At 65.2% G+C, this 25,954-nt stretch carries 29 protein-coding genes and 1 pseudogene; 19 read left to right on the top strand and 11 right to left on the bottom strand.

From position 1 onward, the window contains the following. Positions 1-139, top strand: a pseudogene (locus AB4Z43_RS31720) (IS630 family transposase); the annotation flags it as partial. Further along, positions 91-1,026: a hypothetical protein gene (locus AB4Z43_RS31715; protein WP_441940687.1), complete on the top strand. Its 936-nt coding sequence runs from the start codon at positions 91-93 to the stop codon at positions 1,024-1,026. The pseudogene AB4Z43_RS31720 and the gene AB4Z43_RS31715, both read left to right, overlap by 49 nt. A gap of 28 nt (positions 1,027-1,054) precedes the next feature. Here the strand turns inward: AB4Z43_RS31715 and AB4Z43_RS31710 are convergent, their stop codons facing one another. Beyond that, a complete protein-coding gene (locus tag AB4Z43_RS31710; protein ID WP_019859421.1) occupies positions 1,055-1,984 on the bottom strand; it encodes a LysR family transcriptional regulator in 930 nt (309 codons plus the stop codon). 97 nt (positions 1,985-2,081) lie between these two features. Here AB4Z43_RS31710 and AB4Z43_RS31705 point away from each other — a divergent pair, with 97 nt between their 5' ends. Beyond that, positions 2,082-3,092: a zinc-dependent alcohol dehydrogenase family protein gene (locus AB4Z43_RS31705; RefSeq protein ID WP_441940685.1), complete on the top strand. Its 1,011-nt coding sequence runs from the start codon at positions 2,082-2,084 to the stop codon at positions 3,090-3,092. Between the two features lie 58 nt (positions 3,093-3,150). Here AB4Z43_RS31705 and AB4Z43_RS31700 read toward each other — a convergent pair whose 3' ends face one another. Genes AB4Z43_RS31700 through AB4Z43_RS31690 form a run of 3 tightly spaced genes read right to left on the bottom strand, consistent with a single transcriptional unit; the run spans position 3,151 to position 6,913 of the window. Next, on the bottom strand, positions 3,151-5,463 hold the full coding sequence (locus tag AB4Z43_RS31700) for a xanthine dehydrogenase family protein molybdopterin-binding subunit (protein WP_441940683.1): 2,313 nt from the start codon (positions 5,461-5,463) through the stop codon (positions 3,151-3,153). Next, positions 5,460-6,443, bottom strand: coding sequence for an FAD binding domain-containing protein (locus tag AB4Z43_RS31695; protein WP_441940681.1), 984 nt, complete (start codon positions 6,441-6,443; stop codon positions 5,460-5,462). The genes AB4Z43_RS31700 and AB4Z43_RS31695 overlap by 4 nt, the downstream gene beginning before the upstream one ends. Next, positions 6,440-6,913: a (2Fe-2S)-binding protein gene (locus AB4Z43_RS31690; protein WP_081295939.1), complete on the bottom strand. Its 474-nt coding sequence runs from the start codon at positions 6,911-6,913 to the stop codon at positions 6,440-6,442. Before AB4Z43_RS31690 ends, AB4Z43_RS31695 begins: the two co-directional genes overlap by 4 nt. A gap of 275 nt (positions 6,914-7,188) precedes the next feature. Here AB4Z43_RS31690 and AB4Z43_RS31685 point away from each other — a divergent pair, with 275 nt between their 5' ends. From AB4Z43_RS31685 to AB4Z43_RS31660, 6 genes are all read left to right on the top strand, one after another. Beyond that, positions 7,189-7,815, top strand: coding sequence for a TetR/AcrR family transcriptional regulator (locus AB4Z43_RS31685; RefSeq protein WP_019859416.1), 627 nt, complete (start codon positions 7,189-7,191; stop codon positions 7,813-7,815). 148 nt (positions 7,816-7,963) lie between these two features. Next, the gene (locus tag AB4Z43_RS31680; protein WP_019859415.1) at positions 7,964-8,707 is read left to right on the top strand and encodes a DeoR/GlpR family DNA-binding transcription regulator; all 744 of its coding nucleotides are present in this window, start codon (positions 7,964-7,966) and stop codon (positions 8,705-8,707) included. A 112-nt stretch (positions 8,708-8,819) separates the two neighbouring features. Further along, on the top strand, positions 8,820-10,391 hold the full coding sequence (locus AB4Z43_RS31675; protein ID WP_202362171.1) for a sugar ABC transporter ATP-binding protein: 1,572 nt from the start codon (positions 8,820-8,822) through the stop codon (positions 10,389-10,391). Beyond that, the gene (locus tag AB4Z43_RS31670) at positions 10,388-11,374 is read left to right on the top strand and encodes an ABC transporter permease (RefSeq protein WP_441940678.1); all 987 of its coding nucleotides are present in this window, start codon (positions 10,388-10,390) and stop codon (positions 11,372-11,374) included. The genes AB4Z43_RS31675 and AB4Z43_RS31670 overlap by 4 nt, the downstream gene beginning before the upstream one ends. A 74-nt stretch (positions 11,375-11,448) precedes the next feature. Continuing rightward, positions 11,449-12,597 carry a substrate-binding domain-containing protein gene (locus AB4Z43_RS31665; RefSeq protein WP_038648049.1) on the top strand — a complete coding sequence of 383 codons (1,149 nt, stop codon included), beginning with the start codon at positions 11,449-11,451 and terminating at the stop codon, positions 12,595-12,597. A 128-nt stretch (positions 12,598-12,725) separates the two neighbouring features. Next, positions 12,726-13,724 (top strand): bestrophin family protein, encoded by a 999-nt coding sequence (locus AB4Z43_RS31660; protein WP_441940676.1) that lies wholly within the window; start codon positions 12,726-12,728, stop codon positions 13,722-13,724. Positions 13,725-13,743: 19 nt separating this feature from the next. Here AB4Z43_RS31660 and AB4Z43_RS31655 read toward each other — a convergent pair whose 3' ends face one another. The 4 genes from AB4Z43_RS31655 to AB4Z43_RS31640 all read right to left on the bottom strand — a co-directional run bounded on the left by AB4Z43_RS31655 (position 13,744) and on the right by AB4Z43_RS31640 (position 15,650). Then, positions 13,744-14,016 carry a hypothetical protein gene (locus tag AB4Z43_RS31655; protein WP_019859410.1) on the bottom strand — a complete coding sequence of 91 codons (273 nt, stop codon included), beginning with the start codon at positions 14,014-14,016 and terminating at the stop codon, positions 13,744-13,746. A 250-nt stretch (positions 14,017-14,266) separates the two neighbouring features. Then, complete coding sequence (locus AB4Z43_RS31650) at positions 14,267-14,707, bottom strand: VOC family protein (protein ID WP_441940674.1); 441 nt, start codon at positions 14,705-14,707, stop codon at positions 14,267-14,269. 60 nt (positions 14,708-14,767) lie between these two features. Next, the gene (locus AB4Z43_RS31645) at positions 14,768-15,193 is read right to left on the bottom strand and encodes a BA14K family protein (RefSeq protein WP_064981870.1); all 426 of its coding nucleotides are present in this window, start codon (positions 15,191-15,193) and stop codon (positions 14,768-14,770) included. Positions 15,194-15,224: 31 nt separating this feature from the next. Next, entirely contained in the window at positions 15,225-15,650 is a 426-nt protein-coding gene (locus AB4Z43_RS31640; RefSeq protein WP_441940671.1) for an EF-hand domain-containing protein, read from the bottom strand. Between the two features lie 253 nt (positions 15,651-15,903). Here AB4Z43_RS31640 and AB4Z43_RS31635 point away from each other — a divergent pair, with 253 nt between their 5' ends. The 7 genes from AB4Z43_RS31635 (at position 15,904) to AB4Z43_RS31605 (ending at position 20,269) form a co-directional block, all read left to right on the top strand. Further along, a complete protein-coding gene (locus AB4Z43_RS31635) occupies positions 15,904-16,338 on the top strand; it encodes an EF-hand domain-containing protein (RefSeq protein ID WP_019859406.1) in 435 nt (144 codons plus the stop codon). 40 nt (positions 16,339-16,378) lie between these two features. Continuing rightward, a complete protein-coding gene (locus AB4Z43_RS31630) occupies positions 16,379-16,762 on the top strand; it encodes a hypothetical protein (protein ID WP_038648036.1) in 384 nt (127 codons plus the stop codon). A gap of 91 nt (positions 16,763-16,853) precedes the next feature. Then, positions 16,854-17,450 carry an RNA polymerase sigma factor gene (locus AB4Z43_RS31625; protein ID WP_038648034.1) on the top strand — a complete coding sequence of 199 codons (597 nt, stop codon included), beginning with the start codon at positions 16,854-16,856 and terminating at the stop codon, positions 17,448-17,450. Continuing rightward, positions 17,447-17,878, top strand: a complete 432-nt coding sequence (locus tag AB4Z43_RS31620; protein WP_038648032.1) for a hypothetical protein — start codon at positions 17,447-17,449, stop codon at positions 17,876-17,878. Before AB4Z43_RS31625 ends, AB4Z43_RS31620 begins: the two co-directional genes overlap by 4 nt. Before the next feature lie 29 nt (positions 17,879-17,907). Continuing rightward, positions 17,908-18,276 carry a periplasmic heavy metal sensor gene (locus AB4Z43_RS31615; RefSeq protein WP_236951998.1) on the top strand — a complete coding sequence of 123 codons (369 nt, stop codon included), beginning with the start codon at positions 17,908-17,910 and terminating at the stop codon, positions 18,274-18,276. A gap of 81 nt (positions 18,277-18,357) precedes the next feature. Next, positions 18,358-19,518 (top strand): hypothetical protein, encoded by a 1,161-nt coding sequence (locus AB4Z43_RS31610; protein WP_038648029.1) that lies wholly within the window; start codon positions 18,358-18,360, stop codon positions 19,516-19,518. After that, on the top strand, positions 19,511-20,269 hold the full coding sequence (locus AB4Z43_RS31605; protein WP_064981865.1) for an ATP-binding cassette domain-containing protein: 759 nt from the start codon (positions 19,511-19,513) through the stop codon (positions 20,267-20,269). The genes AB4Z43_RS31610 and AB4Z43_RS31605 overlap by 8 nt, the downstream gene beginning before the upstream one ends. 63 nt (positions 20,270-20,332) lie before the next feature. Here the strand turns inward: AB4Z43_RS31605 and AB4Z43_RS31600 are convergent, their stop codons facing one another. From AB4Z43_RS31600 to AB4Z43_RS31590, 3 genes are all read right to left on the bottom strand, one after another. Then, positions 20,333-21,337 carry a zinc-dependent alcohol dehydrogenase family protein gene (locus AB4Z43_RS31600; protein WP_441940668.1) on the bottom strand — a complete coding sequence of 335 codons (1,005 nt, stop codon included), beginning with the start codon at positions 21,335-21,337 and terminating at the stop codon, positions 20,333-20,335. Between the two features lie 45 nt (positions 21,338-21,382). Continuing rightward, positions 21,383-21,655 (bottom strand): hypothetical protein, encoded by a 273-nt coding sequence (locus AB4Z43_RS31595; RefSeq protein ID WP_064981861.1) that lies wholly within the window; start codon positions 21,653-21,655, stop codon positions 21,383-21,385. 96 nt (positions 21,656-21,751) lie between these two features. Continuing rightward, positions 21,752-22,501, bottom strand: coding sequence for a DUF899 domain-containing protein (locus AB4Z43_RS31590; RefSeq protein WP_010910518.1), 750 nt, complete (start codon positions 22,499-22,501; stop codon positions 21,752-21,754). A 387-nt stretch (positions 22,502-22,888) separates the two neighbouring features. On the opposite strand from AB4Z43_RS31590, the gene AB4Z43_RS31585 reads away from it, so the two are divergent. The 3 genes from AB4Z43_RS31585 to AB4Z43_RS31575 all read left to right on the top strand — a co-directional run bounded on the left by AB4Z43_RS31585 (position 22,889) and on the right by AB4Z43_RS31575 (position 25,901). Next, entirely contained in the window at positions 22,889-24,109 is a 1,221-nt protein-coding gene (locus tag AB4Z43_RS31585; RefSeq protein WP_441940666.1) for a helix-turn-helix domain-containing protein, read from the top strand. 188 nt (positions 24,110-24,297) lie between these two features. Then, positions 24,298-24,930, top strand: a complete 633-nt coding sequence (locus tag AB4Z43_RS31580) for a Vgb family protein (RefSeq protein ID WP_019859397.1) — start codon at positions 24,298-24,300, stop codon at positions 24,928-24,930. A gap of 140 nt (positions 24,931-25,070) precedes the next feature. After that, positions 25,071-25,901, top strand: coding sequence for an aldo/keto reductase (locus AB4Z43_RS31575; protein ID WP_441940664.1), 831 nt, complete (start codon positions 25,071-25,073; stop codon positions 25,899-25,901). Positions 25,902-25,954 lie beyond the last annotated feature (53 nt).

Genomic DNA, 25,954 nt, shown 5'->3' with positions numbered 1-25,954 from the left:
CAAACACTGGATGCGCCAGGCTCAGAAACGCACCGTCGAGGACACGTGGCGCTACATCGGCCACCTCGTCGAAACCATCGAGGCAGCCGAATGCAAGAACTACTTCGAAAACGCAGGCTACGCTTCCGTCAAAACGTGAAAGGCTCTAGGGATTCAAACTATTCCTCTGTTTCGGTAAACCGTCGGACGTCGACGTCCTACGAACGAATTCGCGCAGTAACGGAAACCGGCCAGACCGAGACGCATGCCGGCGAGCGATGCGACGTGCGGGACGTCGTGCGGCGCGATCCAGACAAGCAGGTTCCTAAACTGCAATGGCTGAGTTGCCTGACGGCTGATGGTATCGAGATAGCCACGAGGGTGTTTGTGAACGGCTCGCTGTTTCAATCGACGGCGATTGTCAGACTCGAACGGCGCCCCGTGTCCGCCGAGGCGGTCGAGCTGCCTGCCAATTTGCTGGAGGTTGCCCAATGGCTGCACTTCGACCATCCGCCACCCCAAGCTGCAACCGCTGTCAAGCGCCCACCGGATTTTGCCATGCACATGCAATGGCAAGGTGCGGTCAGGGCATTGCGGCGGCACGATCCATGGACCTACGATGAAACATCGTATCCCGATGGACGGCGAACCCTAAATATCCGCAACGACCAAACGGGGCAGGCACTATCCTTCGGGGCCGCCAAGGGCGGTGCGTTTGAGCGTCTCTCCATATGCGAGAAATGTCAGTCGGCAGATTCGCCGGCTATTCACCTCGGCCGCAATGTCATCCCGGAGAGCATGGGCCGCACGGACAGTGTTCTCGGCGAGGCGTGCGACTGGTTCGACATGGCTCCGGGTACGTTTGACATAAACCTTTCGCAATGTCTGACGCAGGACAAAATCCCGCTAAAAATCGGCAGTGGTGGAGCGTGGGGGCCACGTGAGGAATTTGTCGCCGATGAGGTTCAGCGCCGAGAACTCAAGCCCGAAGAGATTCTTCCACCCAGCGATGTCCTGAACCGGTCGAACTGGGATTTTCCAGGATAGGCGGGGAGATAAACAGGATGACGCCACTTCATTGCCGCCAGGGCGGCACCGGCGCGAAGCGCTTGCTGATCCAGTCGGCGAAGGCGCGGGTCTTGGCGGCTTGTCCCTTGGCGGAGGGCACGACGACATAGACCGCGCCTTCGTCGGCCAGCGTCCACTCCTCCAGGACAGGAACCAGCCGTCCGTCGCCGAGCTCGCGGCCGATCAGCCAGTCGGTGCTCATCATCAGGCCGAGGCCCTGCACGGCGGCCTCCACCAGCACCTCGGCATCGTCGCTGACCAACGGTCCGGAAACCTCGACGCGTGCGCGCCGGCCCTCGCGGTCGGTCATCTCCCAGGCCGGAAAGGTCTGGAAGCCGCTGAAGCCCAGGCAGGAATGCTCGAGCAGCGCCTGCGGCGTCCGCGGCCTGCCTCTTCGGGCGAGATAGGCGGGGGCGGCGCAAAGCAGCCGGCGCCGCGTCGCCACCTTGCGCGCCACCAGGCGCGAATCCTCCAGCGCGCCGAGCCGCACGGCGACGTCGAAATTCTCGGCGACCAGATCGGCGAAGCGGTTGGAGAATTCGGCCTCGATGCGGATATCGGGATATTCGGCAAGGAATTGCGGCAGCAGCGGTCCGATCCACATGCGCCCGAACGTGCCGGGCAGCGCCAGCCTGAGCAGGCCGCGCGGGCTGCCGTCGGCATGAGCCGACGCGGCGGCCTCTGCCTCGTCGACGGAGGCGAGGATGGCGCGCACGCGTACCAGGAATTCGGCACCGGCTTCGGTCAGCGACACGCTGCGTGTCGTGCGGGAGAGCAGCCTGACCCCCAGCCGCTCCTCCAGCGATTGCAGGCGCCGCGACAGGATGGTCGCGTCGCGCCCGACACGCACTGCTGCCCTGGTGAAGGAGCGCGCCTCGGCGATGGCAGCGAAGGCCGCCATTTCGGCAAGGGCCGCCGGTTCGTGAGATTGCTGCATTTTCCGCATTACTCAAATGCAAAAAGAAACGATTATATAGGAATAGCGCAGCAGATAGGTTCACTCAACCATCAATCGTCCCACCGGAGTGAAAACCATGAAAGCCATCGAACTGAGCCAACCCCGGCTCGACGCCTTCAGCGCCGCCACCGTCGCCACCCCCGAACCGCAGCGCGGCGAGGTGCTGATCCGCCAGCGTGCGGCAAGCCTGAATTTCGTCGATGTCGCGGTGGCGAGCGGCAATTATCCCGGACCGAGCTTTCCGCTCATCCCGGTCGCCGACGGCGCCGGCGAGATCGTCGCGCTGGGCGAGGGCGTTACGAGTTTCAGCACGGGTGATCGCGTCGTCGCCCATGCCAAGCCGCGCTGGATCGGCGGCCGGCCGCGGCCCTACGAGATGACGCAGATGCGTGGCGTCTCGCTGCCGGGGTCACTGGCCGAATATGTCGCGCTGCCGGCCAATTCGCTCGTGCCGGTCCCGGCGCATCTCTCCTTCGAGGCTGCATCGACATTGCCGATCGCCGGCACCACGGCATGGAACGCGCTGCGCACCGCCAATGTCGGGCCGGGCTCGGTGGTCGTGCTGCTCGGCACCGGCGGCGTCTCGATCTTCACCCTGCAGCTTGCCAAGGCCGCCGGCGCCACCGTCATCATCACCTCGTCATCGGACGAGAAGCTGGAGCGGGCGAAGGCGCTGGGCGCCGATCATCTCATCAACTACCGCGCGACATCAGACTGGGACGGCAAGGTGCTGGAACTGACCGGCGGCCTCGGCGCCGACCTCGTCGTCGAGACCGGCGGCACCGCCACCTTCGCCCGCGCCATCAACGCCACCGCGCCCGGCGGCACGCTGTTCACCATCGGTTTCGTCACCGGCGCCGAGGCCACGATCAACCTGTTGCCGATCATCATCAAGGCGCTGAAGGTGATCGGCAACAACACCGGGTCGGTGTCCGACCTTCGCGACGCCGCCCGCGCCATCGGCGCGGCCGGGATCGAGCCGGTCGTCGACAAGGTGTTTTCGCCTGGTGACGCGGCCGAAGCCTACGCCCACATGGCCGCCGGCGGCCTGCATTTCGGCAAGCTGGCGTTCGGATTGGAGTGGTAGGGGCGAAAGCGGACGAGCGCGTAATCTCCAGCGCAAAGGGAGATTACGCGCTCCACCCTCAGATCAGCTTCTCCAGCGTGATCGGCAAATCGCGCACCCTCTTTCCCGTCGCGTGGAACACCGCATTGGCGATCGCGGGCGCGACACCGACGATGCCGAGTTCACCGACACCCTTGCCGCCGAGCGCCGAGGAGTGCAGGTCGGGAATGCCCACCGAGATCACCTCGATTTCCGGGATGTCGGCATTGGTCGGCACCAGGTAATCGGCGAGGTTGTTGTTGACGATGCGGCCATAGCGACGATCCATGATGCCTTCTTCCAGCAACGCCTGGCCGATGCCCATGATGATGCCGCCCTTCCATTGGCTTTCGGCGAGCTTCGGGTTGTAGAGCCGGCCGGAATCCAGTGCCGACACGACGCGCGAGACGCGCACCGTACCGAAATCCTCGTCGACGCGCACCTCGATGAAATGCGCGCACCAGGAATAGCGCGAATAGTCGCCCTCGGTGTGTGGCAGCGCCATGGCGATGGTGGTGTAGTTCTTGTAGCGGTCCTCGGCGGTCGAGTTGGCCGGCATGGTGTCGCCGGTCGCCTCGATGCGGTCGCGGCCGACGCTTTTGAGCAGTTCGGCGATCGAGACATCCGGGCCGTCGCCGCGCGGCGAAGCGATGCGGCCCTTTGCGACTACCAAAGTGTTGGCCTGCAGCGCGTGGAAGGGCGAGCGCGGATCGCTGATGGCAAGCCCGACCAGCTGGTCGAGCGCCGAGGTCGCCGCCTTATGAACCGCACCCGTCATCACGCCGGCCAGCCGCGAGCCGCCGCTGACGCCGGCTCGGGCAAAGCGGGAATCGCCGAGTTTCACCACCACATCGTCGGCCGGCACGCCGACCGTCTCGGCGGCGGTCTGCGCAAGGATGGTGTAGGTGCCCTGGCCCATGTCGATCGAGGAGCTTTCGACCTCGACCGAGCCGTCGGCCAGGATGCGCACGACAGCCTCGCCATAGGCGCGCCGCACCGGATAGGTGCCGGCGGCCACGCCCCAGCCGATCAGCTGGTTGCCGTCCCGCATCGAACGCGGTTTTGGCGAGCGCCTGGACCAGCCGAAGCGCTCCGCACCGGCAGCAAAAGCCTCGCGCAACTGCCTGGTCGACCAGGCTTTTCTGGCGTGCGGGTCCTGTTCGGCATAGTTGCGCAGGCGGATTTCCAGCGGATCGATGCCGACCTCATAGGCAAGCTCGTCGATGGCGCTTTCGATGCCGAAGGCCGAGGGGTTTTCGCCCGGCGCGCGCATGGCGCCCGGCACCACGGAATTGACCCGCACGACATTCTGCTTCGAGGAGAAATTCGGCGTCGCATACATGATCGAGGTGACCGAGCCCAGCGGCTCGACCCACATGCCGTCGATGGATGTTTCATTGACGCCGCGATGCACGATCGACTGGATCATGCCGTCGCGGTCGGCGCCGATCGTCACCGTCTGGCGCGTCGCGGCGCGGCCGCCATAGCCGGTAAAGGTCTGCGGCCGCGTCATCACCAGCTTCACCGGCCGTCCCAGCATCTTGGCGGCACTTGCCGCCACCGCGCTATGGCTGAGCGCCAGCGCCTTGGAGCCGAAGCCGCCGCCAATATAGGGCGAGACCAGCCGCACATTCTCGAACGGCACTTCGAACCATTCGGCATAGGTGCGGGCCATACCGTCCAGCCACTGGCTCGGCTCCCACACGGTGAGATGATCGCTTTGCCAGTGCGCGATCAGCCCATGCGGCTCCATCGGCGCCTGATATTCGCGCGGCGTGTTGTAGGCGGCGCAGATGCGCACCGGCGCGGCGGCGAAGGCGGCAGGCGCGTCGCCCCATTCCTTGGTCATGGCATCGATCGGAATGCCGTCGCCGGCCTTGCCGTCGCTGAGGTCGACGATGGCGGGCGTCTCGTCATAGCTGACCTTGACCAAGGCCGCCGCGGCGACCGCCTGCTCGAAGGTATCGGCGACGACCGCCGCGACGTGCTGGCCCGAGAAGGTGATGTCGCGCGCCAGCGGGCAGTAGGGCTTGTCCGGCGGCGGCGTGCCGAACCAGTCCGACGCGGTCCGGAGGCTGATGATGGTGTCAGGGGTCAGCACTTGCAGGACGCCCGGCGAGGCTTCAGCGATTGCCGTGTCGATCGCGCGCACCTTGCCCGAGGCGATCGTGCTTTCGACCAGCACGGCGTAGGCCAGACCTTCGAGCTGCTGTTCGACCGCGTATTTCGCGGCACCGGTGATCTTGGCCGGGCCGTCGACGCGCGACAGCCTGCCGCCGACGGCTTCCGTCAATGCGCCGTCGGAGGCGTCGCCCCGTTTCGATTCACCAACTCTGATGTTGTGAACGGTCATGCCGTCTCTCCCAATTTGAGGATGGCGCGCGCGACAACGCGCGGCGCGAGTTCGATCTTGTAGTGGTTGGCGCCATGGTCGACGGCGCCTTCGACGGCGAGCAGGCTCGCGGCACGGACGGTTTCCGGCTCCAGTGCCTTGCCCTTCAGGGCGTCTTCCACGGCACGGACACGCCAGGGCTTGGTCGCGACGCCGCCGAGCGCCACGCGCAGGTCGCGGATGGTGCGGCCATCGGCTTCGAATTCGATACCAACCGCCGCACTTGCCGCAGCGAATTCATAGGATTGCCGGTCGCGGACCTTCAGATAGGTCGAGCGGCGGGCGGCGGCGGAGCCGGGGATTTCGATGGCGGTGATCATCTCGCCCGGCTCGATGGCGTGTTCCCTGTCGGGCGTGGCGCCGGGCAGCAGGAAAAAGTCGTCGACCAGAAGGTTGCGCTCGCCCAGATGAACTGTTGCGTCGAAGGCGACCAAAGCGGTGGCGAGGTCGCCGGGATACATGGCGATACAGGCCTCGCTGGTGCCGAGCACGGCGTGTCCGCGGGTGACGCCGCCGATCGCCGAACAGCCGCTGCCGGGATCACGCTTGTTGCAGGCGGAGAAGTTGGAGGGATCGCGGAAATAGGGGCAGCGCGTGCGCTGCATAAGATTGCCGCCGATGGTCGCCATGTTGCGGATCTGCGCCGACGCCGCCTGCCACAGCGCTTCGGAGATGGCGGGGAAGCGGCTCTTGATATCGGCGTGGTCGGCGACACGGCCCATTTTGGCGAGCGCGCCGATGGTGGCGCCGCGTTCGCTCACGTCGATCCGGTCGAGCCCCTTGAGATGGGTGATGTCGACCAGCGTGTCGGGCTCGGCGACGCCGCATTTGGCGAGGTCGATCAGCGTGGTGCCGCCGGCCAGCAGCATGGCGCCGGGCAGGGCGGCCGCCTGGCGTGCGGCATCGGCAGACGTGGCGCGAAGATAGGAAAAATCCCTCATGATGCGAACTCCTGAGCTGCCTGGCGCACGGCGGCGACGATGTGCGGATAGGCGCCGCAGCGGCAGAGATTACCGGCCATGTATTCGCGGATTTCCTCATCCGAGCCGGCATGGCCCTCGCGGATGCAGGCCACCGCCGACATGATCTGGCCCGGCGTGCAATAACCGCACTGGAAGGCGTCCTGCTCGAGGAAGGCAGCCTGCACGGGATGCAGTTCGCCCGCCCGTGCAAGCCCCTCAATGGTGGTGATGGCGCGGCCTTCGGCTTGCGCGGCCAGCGTCAGGCACGCCAGCACGCGCTCGCCGTCTATGTGCACGGTGCAGGCGCCGCACTGGCCGTGGTCGCAGCCTTTCTTGGTGCCGGTCAAGCCGAGCCGCTCGCGCAAGGCATCGAGCAGCGTGACGCGCGGCTCGAGCTGCAATTCGTGATGCTGGCCGTTGATGTCGAGGTGGACGGGGATTTTTGTCATGGGCGTCTGGCTCCAGTTGCTTGACGCTGAGGGGAATGAATTGGTGTCGGGGCGGAGGAGGGCAAGGGGCGCGGAGGAGGGCAAGGGGCGCGGAGGCTAGATGTTGGCGGCCTTCGCCAGTCTCCAGTGGGTAACCGCTTTGTCTTGCGGGTTCGAAAGAGGTGACATACGGGGTTCCCTGCCTATATGATGAAAGCACTCCACTTAAAGCGGAGGTGCCTCCGTTTATTACGTGGGGGCTGGCCTGGCCGGGTTCAAGTCCCCATATTTTGTCCGTGGAGAAAAAATTGGCCGAAGCCGTCATCGCTGAAGACGCCGCCGCGGAAACCAAACCGCTGCGCGCGGATGCCCAGCGCAACCGCGACCGGCTGGTCGAGGTGGCGGCCTCGGTGTTTGCCGAGCGCGGCATCGATGCCTCGCTGGAGGAGATCGCGCGCCGCGCCGGCGTCGGCATCGGCACGCTCTACCGGCATTTCCCGACGCGCGAGCATCTGGTCGAGGTGGTCTACCGCCGCGAGGTGGAGGCGCTTTGCGCCGCCGCCGGCGAGCTTGCGGCAAGGCATCCGTCCGATGTCGCCCTGGAGGAGTGGATGCGGCGCTTCGTCGACTACATCGCCACCAAGCGCGGCCTGGCGACCAGCCTGCGCATCCTGCTCACCACCAATTCGACGCTGTTTTCCGACACGTCGGGGCGGGTCTCGCAGGCCTTGCGGCAACTGGTCGAGGCGGCGGTGGCCGACGGCACCATCCGCGGCGATGTCGATGCCTCCGATGTGCTGCACGCCCTGTCGGGCATCTATTCCGCGCCCGATACGCCGGAGTGGCGTGACCGTTCGCGGCGGCTGGTCAAGCTGTTGATGGATGGCTTGCGGTTCGGGGCGGGGAACCCCGCCAAGGCCTGACGGTCTCCAAGACCGGTCTCAGCGAAGCAAAAACCTCGTAAACAAGCGCCTCCGTTAGCCATGGCAGGCCAAGCCCGTGCGCCGCACTTGCATATGAATGCGAGCGGTTGTTAAAATCCTCACATTCAGGTGACCAACAGGCCCACGCATGACAGCTCGCAAGGCGCAAAGGACGGCACGGTTGATAGATCTGCTGTCGCAGCGGCGGGTCATCCATCTCAGCGAAGCGGCGGCGCTGCTTGGCGTCTCCGAGATGACGGTGCGGCGCGACATCGCCACCAACCAGGGGCAGATCGCCTATCTCGGCGGACACATATTGGCGGCGGCCGAGATCGAGGCCGATATCCCCTATGAACTGGCGACCGCGGCCGACAGCCATGCGGTGGCCAAGCGCGAAGCCTGCGCGCATGCGGTGCGCAAGATACGGCCCGACGAGACGATCTTCATCGACTGCGGCACGACGCTGATCCATCTGATCGATCTCATTCCCGAAAATTATCAAATAACGGCAATATGTTACGCCATGAATGTCGCGGAGCGGCTGAGCCGCAGGCCCAATGTCACCATCATCATGCTGGGCGGCGTCTATCATCCAGCGTCGGCGTCATTCTCGGGCACGCATGATTTCGACATTTTGAACAGCGTCGGCATCAACGCGGCCTTCCTGTCGGCCGCCGGCGTCGATGCCAAGCGCGGTGCCACCTGCGAGCATTTCCACGAGGCGGTGGTGAAGCAGAAGGTGATGAGCCTGGCGCGCGAAAATTACCTGGTCATCGACTCGAGCAAGATCGGCAAGCTCAAGCGCGCCTTCTTCTCAGCCATGGACGGCTTCGACGCCATCATTACCGAGCACGGCGAGGTCGGGCCGGATTCATTCCTGCCGCAGGCCTGACTCCGTTTGACATTTCACTGGTCTGATGGAAAAGTCACAAAAAAAGTAAGAGAAGTCCCAAAAGGGCTCGACAAGGGTAGGGGACGCGTCAACGGGAGGAAGTGCGGGCGTCATGATCGAACAGGGTTCGATTGCGCCATTTTCCGGGACGCCCTTGCTGCGCGTCGAGGGCGTCAGGAAGCGGTTCGGCGGCGTCAATGCGCTGCGCGGCGTCAGTCTCGAAATCCGCGCCGGTGAAGTGCACGCACTGCTCGGTGAAAACGGCGCCGGCAAGTCGACGCTGATCAAGATCCTGAGCGGCGTGCATGTGCATGATGGCGGCTCGATCGAAATCGACGGCAAGCCTGTCTCGTTTTCTTCGCCGGCCCAGTCGCGCGATGCCGGCGTGGCCGTCGTCTATCAGGATCTGAGCCTGGTCGAGTCGCTGTCGGTGGCCGACAATCTGCTTCTGGGGCGAGAGCCGAAGACGCGGCTCGGCTTCCTGAAAAAACGCCAGCTGGTGGCGCAGGCCGAGGCTTTCCTCAAATCGCAGAACATCCCGCTCGATGCCCGTGCCATGGTCGGCTCGCTGCCCTTCGCCTATCGCCAGATGACCGAGATCGCCAAGGCGCTGATGGGCGATGTCCGCCTGCTCATTTTGGACGAGCCGACCTCGGCGCTGACCGATGATGAGGAGAAGATCCTGTTCGAGGCGATCCGGGCGGTCGCGGCGCGGGGCGTCGGGGTGATCTATGTCACGCATCGCCTCAACGAAGTGTTCCGCATTTCCAACCGGGTGACCGTCTTCCGCGACGGGCAGAACGCCGGCACCTTCTTCACGGCGCAAACCAATATGCGGCAATTGGTCGGCGCGATCGTCGGGCCGGATCACGCTGTGCTGAAAGCAGATGGCGATGCACCTGGGCAAGACACGGCGTCATCGGCCGGTTCATCTGAAAAGCCCGTGCTCGAATTGAAAGGTGTCAGCAATGACCGGCTCGACGGGGCCAGTCTCGAATTGCGCGCCGGCGAAATCCATGGCCTTGCAGGGCTGATCGGCAGCGGACGCACCGAAATCCTGCAGACCATCTTCGGCCTGCGATCCGTTCAATCGGGCGAGGCCAGCCTGGACGGTGTCTCGCTGAAGGGCACAGACCCGGCGGCGGCGATCGGGCTGGGCATCGCGCTTGTGCCGGAGGACCGGCACGTCCAGGGCCTGGTCCTCGAACATTCGATCGAGCGCAATCTGACCTTGCCCCGCCTGCCTTATTTCTCGCGCCTTGGCTGGCTGCAGCGGCGGCCGGCGAGCGAACATGCCAATGCGGCGATGCGCCGGCTGGCCGTGAAGGCGCCGAGCGCGTCGACCATGGTGAAGAACCTGTCGGGCGGCAACCAGCAGAAAGTGGTGTTCGGCAAATGGAACGAACCACGGCCGCGCGTGCTGCTGCTCGACGAGCCGACGGTCGGGGTCGATGTCGGCGCGCGCGAGGAGATTTACGGCGTCATTCGCGCCGCGGCAGCGGCCGGCAGCGGCGTGCTGCTGGTGTCTTCGGACCTCTCCGAACTGCTGCAGCTTTGCGACCGCATCTCCATCGTCGTCGATGGCCGGATCACCAGGACGATCGCGCGGCCGGACTTCGGCAGCGCCGAGGATCTTCATCACCTCATTCAACTTTCGCAGCCATCGGAAGAGCACGCGGCATGACCGACACACAAAGCCCGGCGAAAGCTGCCGCCAACCAACCGAACGGTCGCTCGGCCTTGCAGCATCTGCTCCAGGGCGACCGGCCCTACATGCTCTATGTCGCCTTCGCCATCATGCTGATCGTCTTCAGCCTGGCGTCGCCCTGGTTCCTGTCGATCGACAATTTTCTCAACATCGGTCGCCAGACGACACTGGTCTCGATCATCGCGGTGGGCATGACATTCGTCATCATCTCCAGGCAGATCGACCTGTCCGTCGCCTCGACGCTGGCACTTTCGGGCATGAGCGCATCGCTGGCCATGGCCTTTGTCGCCAACAGCTGGGTCGTCGGCGCCGTGGCGGGGCTGGGCACCGGGGCGCTGATGGGGCTGCTCAACGGTGTCTTGACCACGCGCCTGGAAATCCCGTCCTTCCTGGTGACGCTGGGCACGCTGAGCGGCGCGCGCGGCCTGGCGCTGATGGTCACCAACACCAAGCCGGTCATCATCACCAACGAGTATTATTTCGCGATCTTCGGCGAAGGCTCGGTGCTCGGCATACCGGCGCCGATCCTGTGGACGCTCGGCGTCACCATCGCCGGCATCTTGCTGCTGCACTACAGCGTCTATGGGCGGCGGGTTTACGCGGCGGGCGGCAACCCGACGGCAGCACTCTATTCCGGCGTCCATATCAAGCAGGTCACGACGCTCGCCTTCGTGCTGACCGGCACGCTCGCCGGGCTGGCGTCGCTCATCCTGTCGGCGCGCTCGCACGCGGCGCGGCCCGATGTGGTGCAAGGCATGGAGCTCGACGTCATCGCCTCGGTCATCCTCGGCGGCTGCAGCCTGTTCGGCGGCCGTGGCTTCGTGCTCGGCACGCTGCTCGGCAGCCTGATCATCGGCACGCTCAACAACGGACTGGTGCTGCTCGGCGTCAGCTCGTCACTGCAACTCGTCATCAAGGGAGCAATCATCGTCGCCGCGGTCGCGTTCACGAGGAGGTAAGGCGCACGCGGAAATCAGCAGAAGCCGCCGACTCCAAACGGCAAAACAAATATCAACAATCAACGGAGGAAGTCATGAAATCGGTTCACTCGCTTTTCTGCACATTGAGCCTCGCCGCCAGCGCCTTCGCGCTGTCGACGTCCCTGAGCGTGGCGCAAACGCCGGACACTTGCGTTACCGGCGTCGACATGGCGACACTCGGTCCCAAGGGCATTGTCGGCCAAGGCCCGCATGGCGAGAAGGCAGCCTCGCCCGACGAGCTGAAATTGACGGACGAAGAGGCCGCCAAGGTCAAGGCCGGCAAGTTCAAGGTCGGCATTTCCATGCAGACGGTGAACCTCGACTGGTCGCAATTGCAGGTGCAAGGCATCAGCGAAACGCTGGCAAAATATGGCGTCACCGTCACCGGCGTGGCGTCGGCCGAGTATCAGGTCGACAAGCAGATCGCCGATATCGAGAACACCATCCAGCAGCATCCGGACGGCATCATCTCCATTCCCGTCGATTTCACGGCGACGGCGCCGACCTACAAGAAGGTGGGCGAGGCCGGCATCAAGCTGGTGTTCATGGACAGCATCCCCGTTGGCCTCTCATCTCCCAAGGATTTTGCCTCGATGATCTCGGCCGACAGCCAGGGCAACGGCCAGATCGCGGCGCAGATCCTGGCGTCCTGCATGCCCAAGGGCGGCACGATCGGCCTGGTCAATTTCGGCGTCGACTATTTCAGCACCAATGAGCGCACCAAGGGCGTCGGTGAGTGGATGAAAAAGAACCGTCCCGACATCGTCATGAAGCAGGTCGACTTCACCGATCCCTCCAAGGTCTCGCAGATCTCCGGCGATTTCCTCACCGGCAATCCCGATGTGAAGGGGCTGTTCGCGGTATGGGACCAGCCGGCGCTGGACACGCTGTCCTCGATGCGCGCGCAAGGCATCGACATTCCGATCACCACCGTCGATCTCGGTCTGCAGTCGGCGATCGAGATCGCCAAGGGCGGACCGCTCAAGGCAACCGGCTCGCAGCGCCCCTATGACCAGGGCGTCGCCGAGGCGCTGGCGATGATGAAGGCGCTGATCGGGCAACCCACGCCCGCTTGGGTCGGCGTGCAGTCGCTGCCGGTGGTGCAGTCCAACGTGCTGGAATCCTTCAAGACTGTCTTCCACAAGGATCCGCCGGCCGAACTCGTCGACGCCTGCAACAGCGCCAAGCCGAAGTGCAATTGAGATAGCGGCATGGGCGCGGGAGAGATCCCGCGCCCACAATAGCCGGAACGGCCATTCATCCCGGGCGTGGGGCATGCTAGGCGTCAATAGCTTGATTTGCCTGTTATCCACGTTTTCGAGGACATGCGATGTATGTAGGCCGTTCCTACAAACTGATCGATTTCGCGCTGTGGTCGCGGCGCAGCGTCATCTACATGGTGATGGTGAGCGGACTGGCCGTCGCGGCCTACCGTCTTCCGGGCATTGCCGGGTTCTCGGTGCCATGGTCTGTCGTGCTCGTGCTCGGCACCACCGTGTCTCTCGTCGCCGGCTTCAAGAATTCGCAGGTGCTGACCCGCAGCGGCGAGGCGCTGCAGGCCTTCACGCAAATCATCGCCAGCAGCCGGATGTGGTCCAATTTCTGCCGCGACTTCCTCGACGCGCCGACTGCCAGAGAGCTCATCTACCGCCATATCGCCTGGATGACGGCGCTGCGCTTTTCGCTGCGGCGGCCGATGCCCTGGGAATCGATGGGGAAGGCGGCCAATATCGAGTATATGCGGCGCTACCGCATCCGGGAGGACAAGGGCTCGCTCGCCGAGGAATTGCCACCGCTGCTGGCCGAACAGGCCAACAAGGTGCTGAAATCGCCGCAGCCGGCGCTGGCCCTGCTCGAAATGCAATCGGTCCAGGTCAACGCGCTGTTCAAGGACGCCAAGCTCCCCCCGCAGATATACGTCGAACTGACGAAGCTGATCCGCGACTTCCACGATCAGCAGGCGCGTTGCGACCGCATCAAGAACAATCCCTATCCGCGCCAATACGCCATCGTCAGTTCCATGTTCGTGATGATCTTCTGCACGCTGCTGCCGTTCGGCGTCGTTCCGGTCTTCGCGGAGATGGGCAAGCTGGGCGGTGCGCTCGGCAGATTCGGCATCTGGCTGACGATCCCGTTCAGCACGCTGCTGGGCTGGGCCTACATGTCTCTCGACCAGGTCGGCGAAAGCAGCGCCAACCCGTTCGAGGGCAATGCCAACGACGTTCCGATCTCGCAGATCTGCCGCGACATCGAGATCGAGCTGCGCGCGAGCCTTGGCGAGGCTGACCTGCCGAAGCCCTTGCTGCCCGTCAACGATATCGCGACCTGAAGTGCCTGATCCGGCGCGGCTACGCTTTCGCTTCGACGAGGATCACCAGCGATTCCGGCACCACGCCATCGTGCGCCATGGCGTCGGCGGCCGCCTTGCTCTGCATTAGCGCGGCCATCTTATCCATATCCGGCACGTCCATCATCACGGCCACCCGTTTCGGGTTCTGCGGATCGACGAAGGTGCGGATGTTGGTGATCCCCAGCGAGCCGAAAAGCTCCTTGCGCTTGGGTGAACTGAGCCAGTGCTTGCTGTCTTTCGAGATGTTGTGATGGCCGATTACGGTTGGCATGGCATCCTCCCCAGGGTGACGCCGGCGGTCGATATCGCCCGCCTGATGCTGCGATCCACCTGTACGGGCCAGTGAGCGCCGTTTCCCGTAGACTGTCAATTAGCTGTTGCTGATGGAGCTGTCGCGACGTGGAGTCACTGACTGATCAGGGCTGCGAACGATGTGGCGTGCGTTCCACCCGCGCCTGGAGTTATGAATTGTAAGCCATTGCTGCCGGTTGAGGATATCGAAACCTAGGCCGGACTGACGCCTATTCCGAGATTGCTCGATTGCCGATCGCGACGCCACCCCAGTCCTCAGGCGCGACGTCGGCGATCGACTGGGAGAACGTCCAGTGGTGGCCGGCGAAGTCGCGACAGGAATATTGCCGCTCGCCATAGGGGAAGCTGACCGGCGGGCTCAGGATCACGGCACCGTGGCGCACAGCTCGCTTGTGATGGGCATCGACATCCATGACACGCACCATCACCGCTAACGGCGCGCCGGCCTGCTCCGGTATCGGTTCGCCCTTCTTCGATCCGGCGACAATCAACGCTCCCTCACCGAAGTCGAGTTGGTGGCGGTGGTTGCCGATGATTAGCCTCTGTTCGAACCCGAAGACGTGGCAGAGCCAGCGGCTGGCCGTCTCGACATCGGGATAGGCGAGCACTGGTATAATCGTGCTCGCGGGCATCGACCGATTGGCGATCATGTCATCTCCCGTCGCGTTTGGTGCAAGGGCATGAAGGCTGTGCGCGAAGCGCCCAGCGCCTCAACTATAGGGCGACCAGCACTGCTGGCGGGGCCCGCTATAAGGCTGATAGCTGTTGTCCCAGGCGCGGTAGGAAACGTAGCGCTCATGGCACCAGCGTACGTGCGCCGCTTCCAGACGCACCGCGGGACGCGGCAATGGCGCGACAGTCGCCGCCGCGACACCGGCGGCAAAGGCGGCGGCGGGGAACCAGTAGCCGTTGTAGTAGCGGTAGCCCGGCCGCACGCGGACATAGCCGCGATAGCCGTTATAGTAGTAGCCGCCGCCGACGACGTAGAAGCCGCGCCGGAACCACACCGGCGTCGGCGCTGTGGTGGCCGATGCCGGGGCAGAGGCCGGCACGACCGGCAGGGCCTGAGCCGGCGAGGCCAGCACCGAGGCGCCAATCATCAAACCGCAAAATGCCGCAAGCGTCCGTTTCATCATGTCTCTCCTGTGGGATGGGTTGTCTAGGGGATCACTGGCGCCGGAGCGCCCGCAGTTCGGAGATGGAAAGCGCACCGTCGCCATTCGTGTCCGCCCGCAGCAACCGGTCGGGAATGAAGGCGGCAAACTCGTCGCGCGAAATCTTGCCATCGCCATTGCGGTCGATGCGGCTGGCCTGTGCTCGGAAGTCGGCGAATTGCGCGGCCTGGAAGTCTCGCTTCGACTTCACCTGCTCGACGGCAGTGCGCACTTCGCCCGCGTCGAGCAGACCATTGTGGTTGGCATCCATCCGGTCGAGAATCCGCGCCCGCGCGGCCTGGATTTCGCTGAACTCCAGCTTTCGGTCGCCGTTGGTGTCGATACGCCGGAAGAGTTCCCTGGCGCCGCTGCCGTCCGCCGCACAGGCGCTGCCAGCGCCAAGCAGCAGGCCGGCAAGGGCTATGACGATCTTGTTCATGCTGGTCTCCGCATTGGGTCGGATGGTCCGCCGCGGACCGTCCTTACAGAGCCTTCTACGCAGGCCCTTTTGTGCTCCTACGCGCGATCGGGAGATTTTTCTCGAGATGCTGCGGGCGCAACTGCCGAGCGATGCCGCGACGCAGATTGGCGCGTTCGAAAAGAATCTCCCGTGTCGAGCGTAGGGTCCGGCCCGGTGCTGCGTATCGGTCAGCAGTCGCCCCCCGCGACCCGACCACGAAAGGATCATCATCATGAAACGTTCAGCACTCATTGCGGCCTTGCTTGTCGGACTTGTGCCGCTCCGTGCGGCGCAGGCACAAGACATGCCGGGCCAGCGCATCCTGCAACGCATCGATACCAATGGCGACGGCGCCATCTCCAAGGACGAGATGACGGCCGCCCGCGAGCGGCTGTTCAGGCGGCTCGACCGCAATGGCGACGGCGTCATCGACGAGAAGGAGATCGACAGCGCCCGCCAGGCGATCGAGGATCGCGCCGAGGTGGCGCAGGCGCGGCTCGGCAATCGCTGGCGCCGCCTCGACACGAATGGCGACGGCAAGGTGTCGCAACAGGAATTTGCCAGCAGCATGCCGTTGTTCGACCTCATTGATCGCAACGGTGACGGCAGGCTTTCCGCGGACGAGATCGCAACCATCCGCAAGCTGATAGCCGAGCGTGCCAACTAATCGGCAGCGATCATTCCCTTTACAAAACAAGGAGTACGACATGTTGTTTTCAGTAAAGATTCCGGCGCTCTGTATCGGCGCGGTGCTTGCCTGGTCGGCCGCTTCGCCGGCCTCGGCCGAGGAGTGGCGGCGTCCGACCGCGCATGGCGGCGAGATCAGCCGCAGCGTGACCCGGGACGGCAATGTCTATACCGGCTCGACCACCCGCACCGGGGCCAATGGCGGTGCCTACACATCGAGCTCCAAATGCATTGGTGGCGTTGTTGATCGCTGCGCCAGAAGCTATTCTGGCACCGGCCCGAATGGGCAGACCTTCTCCGGCAAGCGTGTATCGGCGGCGGGGCCGTTTCGAGGCCGTTCGGCAGGTAGCTTCACCGGTCCTAACGGCAAGACCGTCTACGGCATTCGCCGCTGGCGCCGCTGACATCTGGTGATGGATTTGAGCCCGAAATTCGTTTCTGCGCCGATCCGGATCGATGCGAGGTTCGGACTCGCCATCGAAGTCTTGCCAACCGGTGGCCGCCACCGTGCAGCATGACGAGCCCAGAGGCGACGACGAGCTTCTGGCCCGCATCGCCGGGGGCAACCAAAGCGCGCTGTCCGAGCTCATCGCTCGCCATGGCCGCGGGTTGCGAATGTTCGCGGCGCGTTATCTCGGCAATGCCGGCGACGCCGAGGATGTGGTGCAGGAGGTGTTCGTGACCGTCTGGAAACAGGCCGCGCGGTTTGATCCGGCCAAGGGGCGGGCTTCGACCTGGCTCTACCGGATCACCGCCAACCGATGCATTGACCAGCGTCGACGCAGGGCGCTACGCAGCTTCATCGGGCTGGACGACATAAGGGATGAGGTCGCCGCGCCGGAGGCGGACGCCGAGGCGACGACCGCGGCGCGGCAGGAACTGGCGATCGTCCGCGACGGGCTCTCGCGCCTGCCGGAACGGCAGCGCATGGCGGTACTGCTGAGAGCCGTCGGCGACCTCGACATCGCGGCGATCGCCGAGGTGATGGGCGGCAGCATCGGCTCGGCCGAGCAATTGCTGGTGCGCGGACGGCGTGCGCTCAGGGATCATTTGGCAATGGCGGCCGTGAGCCGCGAAAGGGAGTCCTCATGACACGGGACGAATTCGAACGACACAGCCTGCGCTTTGGCGCTGCGGTCGAGACATGGCCGGCGCCTTTCCGCCAGCAGGCGCTGGCGCTGCTGGCGGCCGAGCGCAAGGACGACCCGGATGCCGCGCTCGATCGTCTCGTGCTCGAAGCGGCGCTGACCGATGGCGACGACCAGGCACTGGCGCGCAAGGTGCTGGCCCGTATCGAAGCCGGCTCGGCACGCCCGTCTCTCTTGCCGCGCCTGCTCTTCAGTCCGGCCGGGTTCGCGGCCTGCGTCGCTGCCGTGCTGGTGGCGGCAACGTTGGCAGGCTACCAGGTGGCGCGGCTACAGGATGATCCGTCCGATACGGAGCTTCTGGCGCTGGCGTCCGGTTCGTCGCTGGCCGATGGCGGTATCGCGGCCGACGCGGAAGGGGAGGGCTCGCTTTGAAGCGTCCCTGGATATGGACGGCGACGCTGGTGCTGCTCGCCCTTTCGCTCGCCGTCAACTTCTTCCTGGTCGGTTATGCCATGCACGGGTTGCGCCAGGGCGCGGCGGCGCGCGTACTGTTGTCGGAAATTGCCAGCAGCTATCCGCCCGAGGTGAGGAAGGAGTTCCGCGGCATTCTGCGCGACAACCGCTCGCGCACCTTCCAGGCGTTGCGCGACTTGCGCAGTGCTCGCGCCAATCTGGCGGCGGCACAAACCGCCAAACCCTTTGATGAAGCGGCGGTGAAGGACGCGATGGCGGCGGTGCGCAGCGCAACGACCAACCTTCAGGCGACCATGCAGGATTATCTCCTGACCGCGCTGAAGAACGTTAACGCCAAGCCCGCCGCGGGAGGCTAAGCCGCGACGGCCCTACTGACGGCACAATCGTCGCCGACCTATGTCGATGTCCAACCGGCTTGCGATCGCAAAGATGGAACAATGCGGCACGACAGGCTTGTCCTGACCCTGATTTGGCGCGAGCTCTCGGCTGGCCTGCGCTCGATGCGCCGACGCGATCTCGTTTGGATCGTCGCTGGCGGTGGGGCGTTGCTCGCCTACGCCATTGCCGACATCGTCGTCGCCTTGCATGCGGTATCCGCCACTCTGCGTCAGGCGCAGGCGCTGTGGGCGGTCGGCTTGCCGGGGGTGCTTCTTTGCCTTGGCGGCTTCGCCGGCAGCGCGATCGCAAGACTTTGCCTGTCGCGCGCCTTCGCGCCGTTCCTGAAAGCATTGCCTCTTTCACTCATGGAGCGCCGGCGCATGGCGGCCGTGGCGGCATGTGCGCTGGGCGTTCCCCTTGCCTTCATCGCGGCGGCGGCCGTGGGCCTTGGGTGTTTCGTCATCGCAAAACCACTGGCGCCGGCCTGGGGTCTCGGTGCCGTGATGCTGTTTGGCGCCGGCTTTGGCGCGGCGGCGGTGCTGCGCCTGCGGAGCGCTCGCGACCTGGTCCTCAGCGATAGTGCCGATCCGGTGAGCGATCCGGGCGGGCGCAAGCCTTGGCTCGGCGCCTTCGATCGTTCGACGCCGGCCTGGCTCTCAAGCTGGGCCTGGGACCTGCCCGCCGGGCGCGTAAGGCTTTCATGGCGGCTGGCGGGGGCAGCCATCCTGTTCGGCCTCGCGGCAGTCGTTGCCGGCTCCATCAGCCTTGCCCGCCATGATGCCGTGCCGGCGGCGATGGCCGGGCTGACCGGCGGCCTTCTGGTGTTCATGTTGAGCGCGCGGTTCCATCCACTCGGCTCGCCGGTGCTGCGCACGGCTCCGCTCGGCTTCGTCAGGGCCTGGCTGCGCCTGGCGCGGCTGCCGCTGCAATTGTCGCTCGCCTTCTTCCTCCTGCCGGCGGGAGCCGCCCTGGCGGCGGAACCGTCGGCCTGGGCGATGCCGCTCGCCAGCGGCTTCTGGCTGCTGGCGCTGAACGGCGCCTATGCGGTGTTTGCCGCCTATTTCATGACCGCGCCGTTCGTCGCGGCGCTGAGCTTCCTCAGCGCCATCGCCTACGCCAGCTACGAGACGCTCGAATATGGGCGCACGGTGCTGATCGGTTTTGCCGCCCTTGTGCTGTTTCTGTGGCACCAGGCGCAACGGAGATATCGCCATGGATAGCAGCATCGATCCTGCCGAAATCCTCGCGGTTCGCGGGCTCAGCGCCGGCTATGCTGGCCGCGCGGTCGTCAGCGGCATCGACCTGTCGCTCGACAGGGGCGACATCCTCGGCCTGCTCGGCGCCAACGGTTCGGGCAAGTCCACCTTGCTCAGGGCCATCACCGGCCAGATTCGGCCGCTCGGGGGGACCGTGGCGATCGATGGCGCCGACCTTGTCAGGGCACCGGAACGCGCCAAGTCAGGCTTCGGCCTTGCCGTGGATCCATTCGACCTGCCGGCGGCGCTGAGCGGGCGGCAATATCTCCAACTCGTCGCCTCGATCCGCGGCTGCGCCGAAGACGACTGGCCTGGCGTCGATGTCACTGATCGGCTTGGGCTCAATCGCTGGATCGAACGGCCGATAGCCGAATATTCGCTCGGCACGCGGGCCAAGATCGCCATTGCCGCGGCCCTGCTCGGCACGCCACCGCTACTGATCCTCGATGAGTCCCTGAACGGCCTCGATCCGCTTGCCGCCTTCGAGGTGAAGCGCATCATCCTGGCCCTGGCTTCCAATGGCCGCCATGCCGTCATCATCTCCACCCATGTCGTGGAAGCAGTGCCGGGCCTGTGCAACCGCGCCATCCTCCTGGCCGATGGCCGCATGGCACGCGCGTGGCACGCAAGGCAACTGGCCGAGGCCGGCCAGATGCCCGGCGCCTTCGAAGCCGAAGTCATGCAGGCGCTGGCGGTCCAGGCGGCCGATGGGTGATGGCACGTCGCGCCTGGACGGCTGAAACCCAGGCGTTTCGCAACGGCTGCGGTCACGCAGGGCTCAAACCTCCAGGCAGACCTTGCCGAAATGCTTCCGCGCTGCGTAGTGCGTGAAGGCGGCGGCTATCTCGCGCAGCGGGAAGCGACGGTCGATGACGGGCTTGATGCGATTGACGTCTATGGCGCGGATCATGTCCTCCTGGTCCGCCCGGCTGCCGATCGAAATGCCGCTGATGCGGATCTGGTTCGAGAATATGGCCGGGATCGAGACATCTGCCGCAAAGCCGGTCAGCACGCCAATCAGGGCGATGTGGCCGCCTGTCCGGCAGGCGCTTATGGATTGCGCCAGCGTGGCGGGGCCGCCGACTTCGATCACGTGATCGACGCCGCGGCCATTCGTCAGCTCCCGAACCTTGCGGCTCCAGTCCGGCACGGCCTTGTAGTTGATGACGGCGTCGGCGCCGAGGCGGCTCAGCCGCTCCAGCTTTTCCTCGTCGGAGGAGGTGGCGATGACCCGGGCGCCGGCGGCCTTGGCGAATTGCAGCGCAAACAACGACACGCTGCCGGTGCCCAGAACCAGCACCGTGTCGCCGGGCCTGACCTTGCCGGATACGACCAGGCCTCGCCAGGCGGTGACGCCGGTGCAGGTCAGCGCCGCGGCTTCCCCGTGCGTATAGCCCGCGGGAGCTTTGGTGAAGGCCTGCGCGGGCATGCAGACATATTCGCTGGCGAAGCCGTCGAAACTCTCTCCTGGAATGTCGCGCCTGGTGGCGGGCGTCATGTCGCCGTCAAGCCACCGGGGATAGAAGACACTGACGACGCTGTCGCCGGGCTTGAGCACGTCGACATTGCCGCCGACGGCAATCACTTCACCCGCACCGTCGGACAGCGGCACGCGGCGGTCGGCCAGCTTTGTCTTGCCCTGCACCGCGAAATCGTCGCGCATGTTCAGCGAGCAGGCGCGGATCCTGACCATCACGTCACCCGGCCCCGGCTGGGGCGGATCTTCCTCGACCAGGTCGAGCCTGTCCAAGCCACCTGGCGCTCTCAGCCTGACAAGCCTCATTGTCTTCTCCGATGTGTGGGGATGTTTGATGCAGGCGCGCCGGCTCTATCGGACCTGGCGGCCGGAAATCACCCGCAGCCAGGGTGCCAGATGAAAGGCGCTCATCAAGAGATACATGGCCGGCATCCCGGTTAAAGACGGGCCGGTGAGCGGGGAGGCGCCCATGCACAGCATGGCCGCGTCGCCGCCTTGCAGGCAGGACAGCAGGGCCATCAGGGCGAAGGTGGGCGCCGCGGCGAGGCAGAGCCAGTCGGCGACGCCAAGGGTGGTGGTGCTTTCACGGGTCGCGCTGGCGGTGCTTATGTGGGTATCGCTCATGATCTTAATTCCTTGATGGTCGCGGTCCTTCAGGATTTGGGCTCCCCTCCCTCGCCAAGAGCGAGGGAGAGGAGCGCTTTCCTGTCCAGTCCCTGCTTACTCACCCTTATCCCTGAAGGCGGCTTCGCCGGCGGCGGCCACTTCGGCCCATTTCTTGTCCGCCCCGGCTTCGTAATTGTCGTGCCAGTTCCACCAGCTGTAGAGCGGGGTCTGGGGATAGCCTTCGGGCGAATCCTCCCAGATCTCCTGGCGGCCGAGCGGGGTAGCGTCGAGATAGCTCCAGACCGTGCCCATCTGCTCGTCGCCGCGGCTGTTGATGAGATAGGTGCGGAAGACGCGGTCGCCGTCATGGATGAAGACGTTGTGGCCGTGCCACTCGTCGACGCCGAAATCCTTGTCGAAGCTGTCGGTGATCGTGTACCAGGGCATCTCCCAGCCCATCCGCGCCTTCAGCCTGACAATGTCGGCCTGCGGTGCCCGTGAGGCGTAGGCCAGCGTGGTGTTGCGGGCGTTGAGATGGGCGAGGTGGCCGACCTGGTCGGCGCCGAGTGAGCAGCCGCGGCAGGCATGATCGGGCCAGCCATAGACGCCCGGCTCGAAGAAGGCGCGGTAGACGATCAGCTGGCGGCGGCCTTCGAACAGGTCGAGCAGGCTTGCCTTGCCGTTGGGGCCTTCGAATACATAGGCCTTGTCCACTTCCATCCACGGCATGCGCCGGCGTTCGGCGGCGAGCGCGTCCTTGGCGCGCAGCGTCGCCTTCTCCTTCACCAGCATCTTTTCGCGGGCAGCGTCCCATTCCTGCCGCGAAACGATCGGTGGGGTCTTCATCGTCATGTGCTTGGTCATTGGTCTTCTCCTTTGTCAGTCATGGTGCCGTCGCGGGCCGTGATCGCCTTGGGATCCAGGCTAGAGCGATGAGGCTGGGTGAGGTGAGTTACATCTGCGACGGGATTTGAATCATCCGGCACGGCGCAGCAGGGGTGGCGGGGGCGTGCGGTGTGTTCGAGATTGTCGGTTGCAGGCATTTTCAACTATCCCTAATGAGATGCTTACTATTAATACCTGAGATGCTCAGGCTAACGAGTGCCGGAATTGGCGTCAACGGTGCCGATGGCGGCCTCAGCCACATGGCTAGGTCTCCATCGGGCCAACGCCGCTTGCTGACCGGCGGTGGTGATTTAAGTTAGGGCGCAAACGTGCCGGGGTGGGAGTTACAAGTGTGACGGGATTTGAATGGACTCGCTGATCACCGCGGCGGCGCTGGCGCTGGCGGCGGGTGATCCGCTCGGGGCGCTCGACCGCGTCGCCCTGCGCGAGGACGCGCCGGCGCTGGCGCTGCGCGGCATCGCCATGGCGCAGCTCGGCGACTTCGATCGCGCCAAGCTTCTGTTGCGGCGGGCCGCGCGCGCCTTCAGCCCGAAAGAGGCTGTCGCGCGCGCCAGATGCGTCGTCGCCGAGGCCGAGATCGCGCTGGTCTCGCGTCATTTGGGCTGGCCGGCCAAGGCGCTCGACGCGGCGCGCACGACGCTGGAAAAGCATGGCGACCGGCTGAACGCGGCGCATGCCGGACACCTCAAGGTGCGGCGCCTGCTGCTAATCGGCCGGCTCGATGAGGCCGAGCATGTGCTGGCCGGGCTCGACCCGACGCCGCTGCCACCGGCCGCGCGGGCCGCGCATGAGCTTGCCGTCGCCGGCATCGCCATGCGGCGGCTCAGGACCCGGCCGGCGCGCGCGGCGCTGGAATGGGCACGCAACGCCGCCCGCCAGGCCGGCATTCCAGGCCTTATGGCCGAGGTCGCCACCGCATCCCTGGCGCTGGAAACGCCGGCGGCGCGGCTGATCACGCAAGGCAGGGAGCAGCCGCTGCTGCTCGAAGAGGTCGAGGCGCTGCAGGCATCGCCGGCGCTGGTCGTCGATGCCTTTCGCTACACCGTGCGCGCCGGCGACCGAACAGTCTCGCTGGCGAGCCGGCCGGTGCTGTTCGCGCTGGCGCGCGCACTCGCTGAAGCCTGGCCCGGGGATGTGTCGCGAGAGGAGCTCGTGGCGCGGGCCTTTGGCGGCAAGCATGCCGATGAATCGCACCGCGCCCGGCTGCGCGTCGAGATCGGCCGGCTGCGCGCCGAGCTTGCAGCACTTGCCGACATCAGCGCCACCAAGCGCGGTTTCACGCTGGCGCCGGGCCTGGCGCGCGCGGTGATGGTGCTGGCGCGGCCGATCGAGGAACGGCACGCCGCCGTGCTGGCCTTGCTCGCCGATGGCGAAGCCTGGTCGAGCTCGGCGCTCGCGCTGGCGCTCGGAACCGGCCAGCGCAGCGTGCAGCGGGCGCTCGAGCCGCTTGCCGAAGCCGGCAAGGTGCAGTCTTTCGGCCATGGCCGGGCGCGTCGCTGGATGACACCGCCGGTCGCCGGATTCACGACCACCTTGTTACTCCCTGCGCCGCTGCCAAACGGCTAAGGTGTGGCGATATTCAGGTGAGGCCGGTCTGCAAACGGCGGCTTCCTGCGCTTCCGGTGCTCACGTACGAAAAGTACGCTCCGCTCCGGTTCTCGGAAGCCACCATTTTCGACTCGGCCTGACCTGAATCTCGACACACCTAAATCCCGTAACGTAGATCAGCGGATGACGACCACGAGGATCAAGACATGAAGCATTCACCGGCCGAAATCCTGCGCGAATACGGACCCTTTCCCGGCGTGGAGCGGATACATGGGGTGAGCTTCGACGGCGAGAACGTCTGGTTTGCCTCGGGCGACAGGCTGAACGCCTTCGATCCGCAAAGCGGGCAGACGCTGCGTTCGATCGATGTCGCCGCACACGCCGGCACCGCCTTTGACGGCCGGCATTTCTTCCAGCTCGCCAATGATCGCATCCAGAAGATCGATCCCGATACGGGCGCGGTGCTCGCCACGATCCCGGCGCCCGGCGGCGGCCGTGACTCCGGGCTGACCTGGGCCGAAGGCACGCTGTGGGTGGGGCAGTACCGCGAGCGCAAGATCCACCAGATCGACCCCGAGACCGGAAAAATCCTGCGCAGCATCGAATCCAGCCGCTTCGTCACCGGTGTGACCTGGGTGGATGGCGAATTGTGGCACGCCACCTGGGAGGGCGACGAGAGCGATCTGCGCCGCGTCGACCCGAGAACCGGCAAGCTTCTGGAGAGGCTCGACATGCCGGCCGGCATGAGCGTCTCGGGGCTGGAATCCGACGGCGCCGACCGCCTGTTCTGCGGCAGCACATCCACTCCGGTGGTGCGGGCGGTGCGCCGGCCGAAATGAGCCGGTTCCCCTGACGAAGATATCAAGTCTGTGAAGTCGCCGGCGAATTTGTCCGCCGGCGACTGGTCGTCGTCCCGGCACGTGCCTAGATAGGCTGGGTCGGGCGACCGCCCGGACATTTCTTCGCAAAGGATCCGACCATGCCAGAACTGATGACGTTGAACGACGGCACCGCCATTCCCCAGCTAGGCCTTGGCGTGTGGCAGGTCGATCACGGCATCACCGCCGATGTGGTGGGCTGGGCGATCAAGGCCGGCTACCGGCTGATCGACACCGCGCAGGGCTACCGGAACGAGGAAGGCGTCGGCGAGGCGATCCGCGCCGCCGATGTGCCGAGAAGCGAGCTGTACATCACCTCGAAGCTGCGCAACGGCGCGCATGAGTGCGACGCGGCGCTCCGCGCTTTCGACGACACGATGGAAAAACTCGGCATCGAGCAGCTTGACCTGTTCCTGATCCACTGGCCGGTGCCCAGCCGCGACAAATATGTCGAGGCCTGGAAGACCCTGATCGAGCTGAAGCAGGCCGGCCGCATCAAGTCGATCGGCGTTTCGAATTTCAACAGGGATCATCTGGAACGCATTATCGGCGAGACCGGCGTGGTCCCGGTGGCCAACCAGATCGAGCTGCATCCGCGTTTCCAGCAGCGCGCGCTCAGGGAATTTCATGCCGGGCATGACATCCAAACCGAGAGCTGGAGCCCGCTCGGCAGCGGCCGGCTGCTCGGCGACCCGACGATCGCGGGCATTGCAGCGAAGCATGGCAAGTCCGCCGCGCAGACGATCATCCGCTGGCATCTCCAGCAAGGGCTGATCGTCATCCCCAAATCGATCCACCAGGACCGCATCGCGGCCAATTTCGACGTCTTCGACTTCGAACTGGACGCGCAGGACCTGAAGACGATCGCGGGCATGGATTCGGCCGACGGACGGGATGGACCGAACCCGGCGACGGCGGCGTTTTTGTTTTGAGGGTAGATCTGAAGGAGCCGGCTGCGAAGCTGTCGATCTCCCCCTAGTGGGGG

It is taken from the genome of Mesorhizobium sp. 2RAF45, from assembly GCF_052115225.1.
Lineage (GTDB): Bacteria > Pseudomonadota > Alphaproteobacteria > Rhizobiales > Rhizobiaceae > Mesorhizobium > Mesorhizobium jarvisii.
Note: the sequence above shows the minus strand (reverse complement) of the source record. Positions and strands in the feature narration are given on the sequence as shown.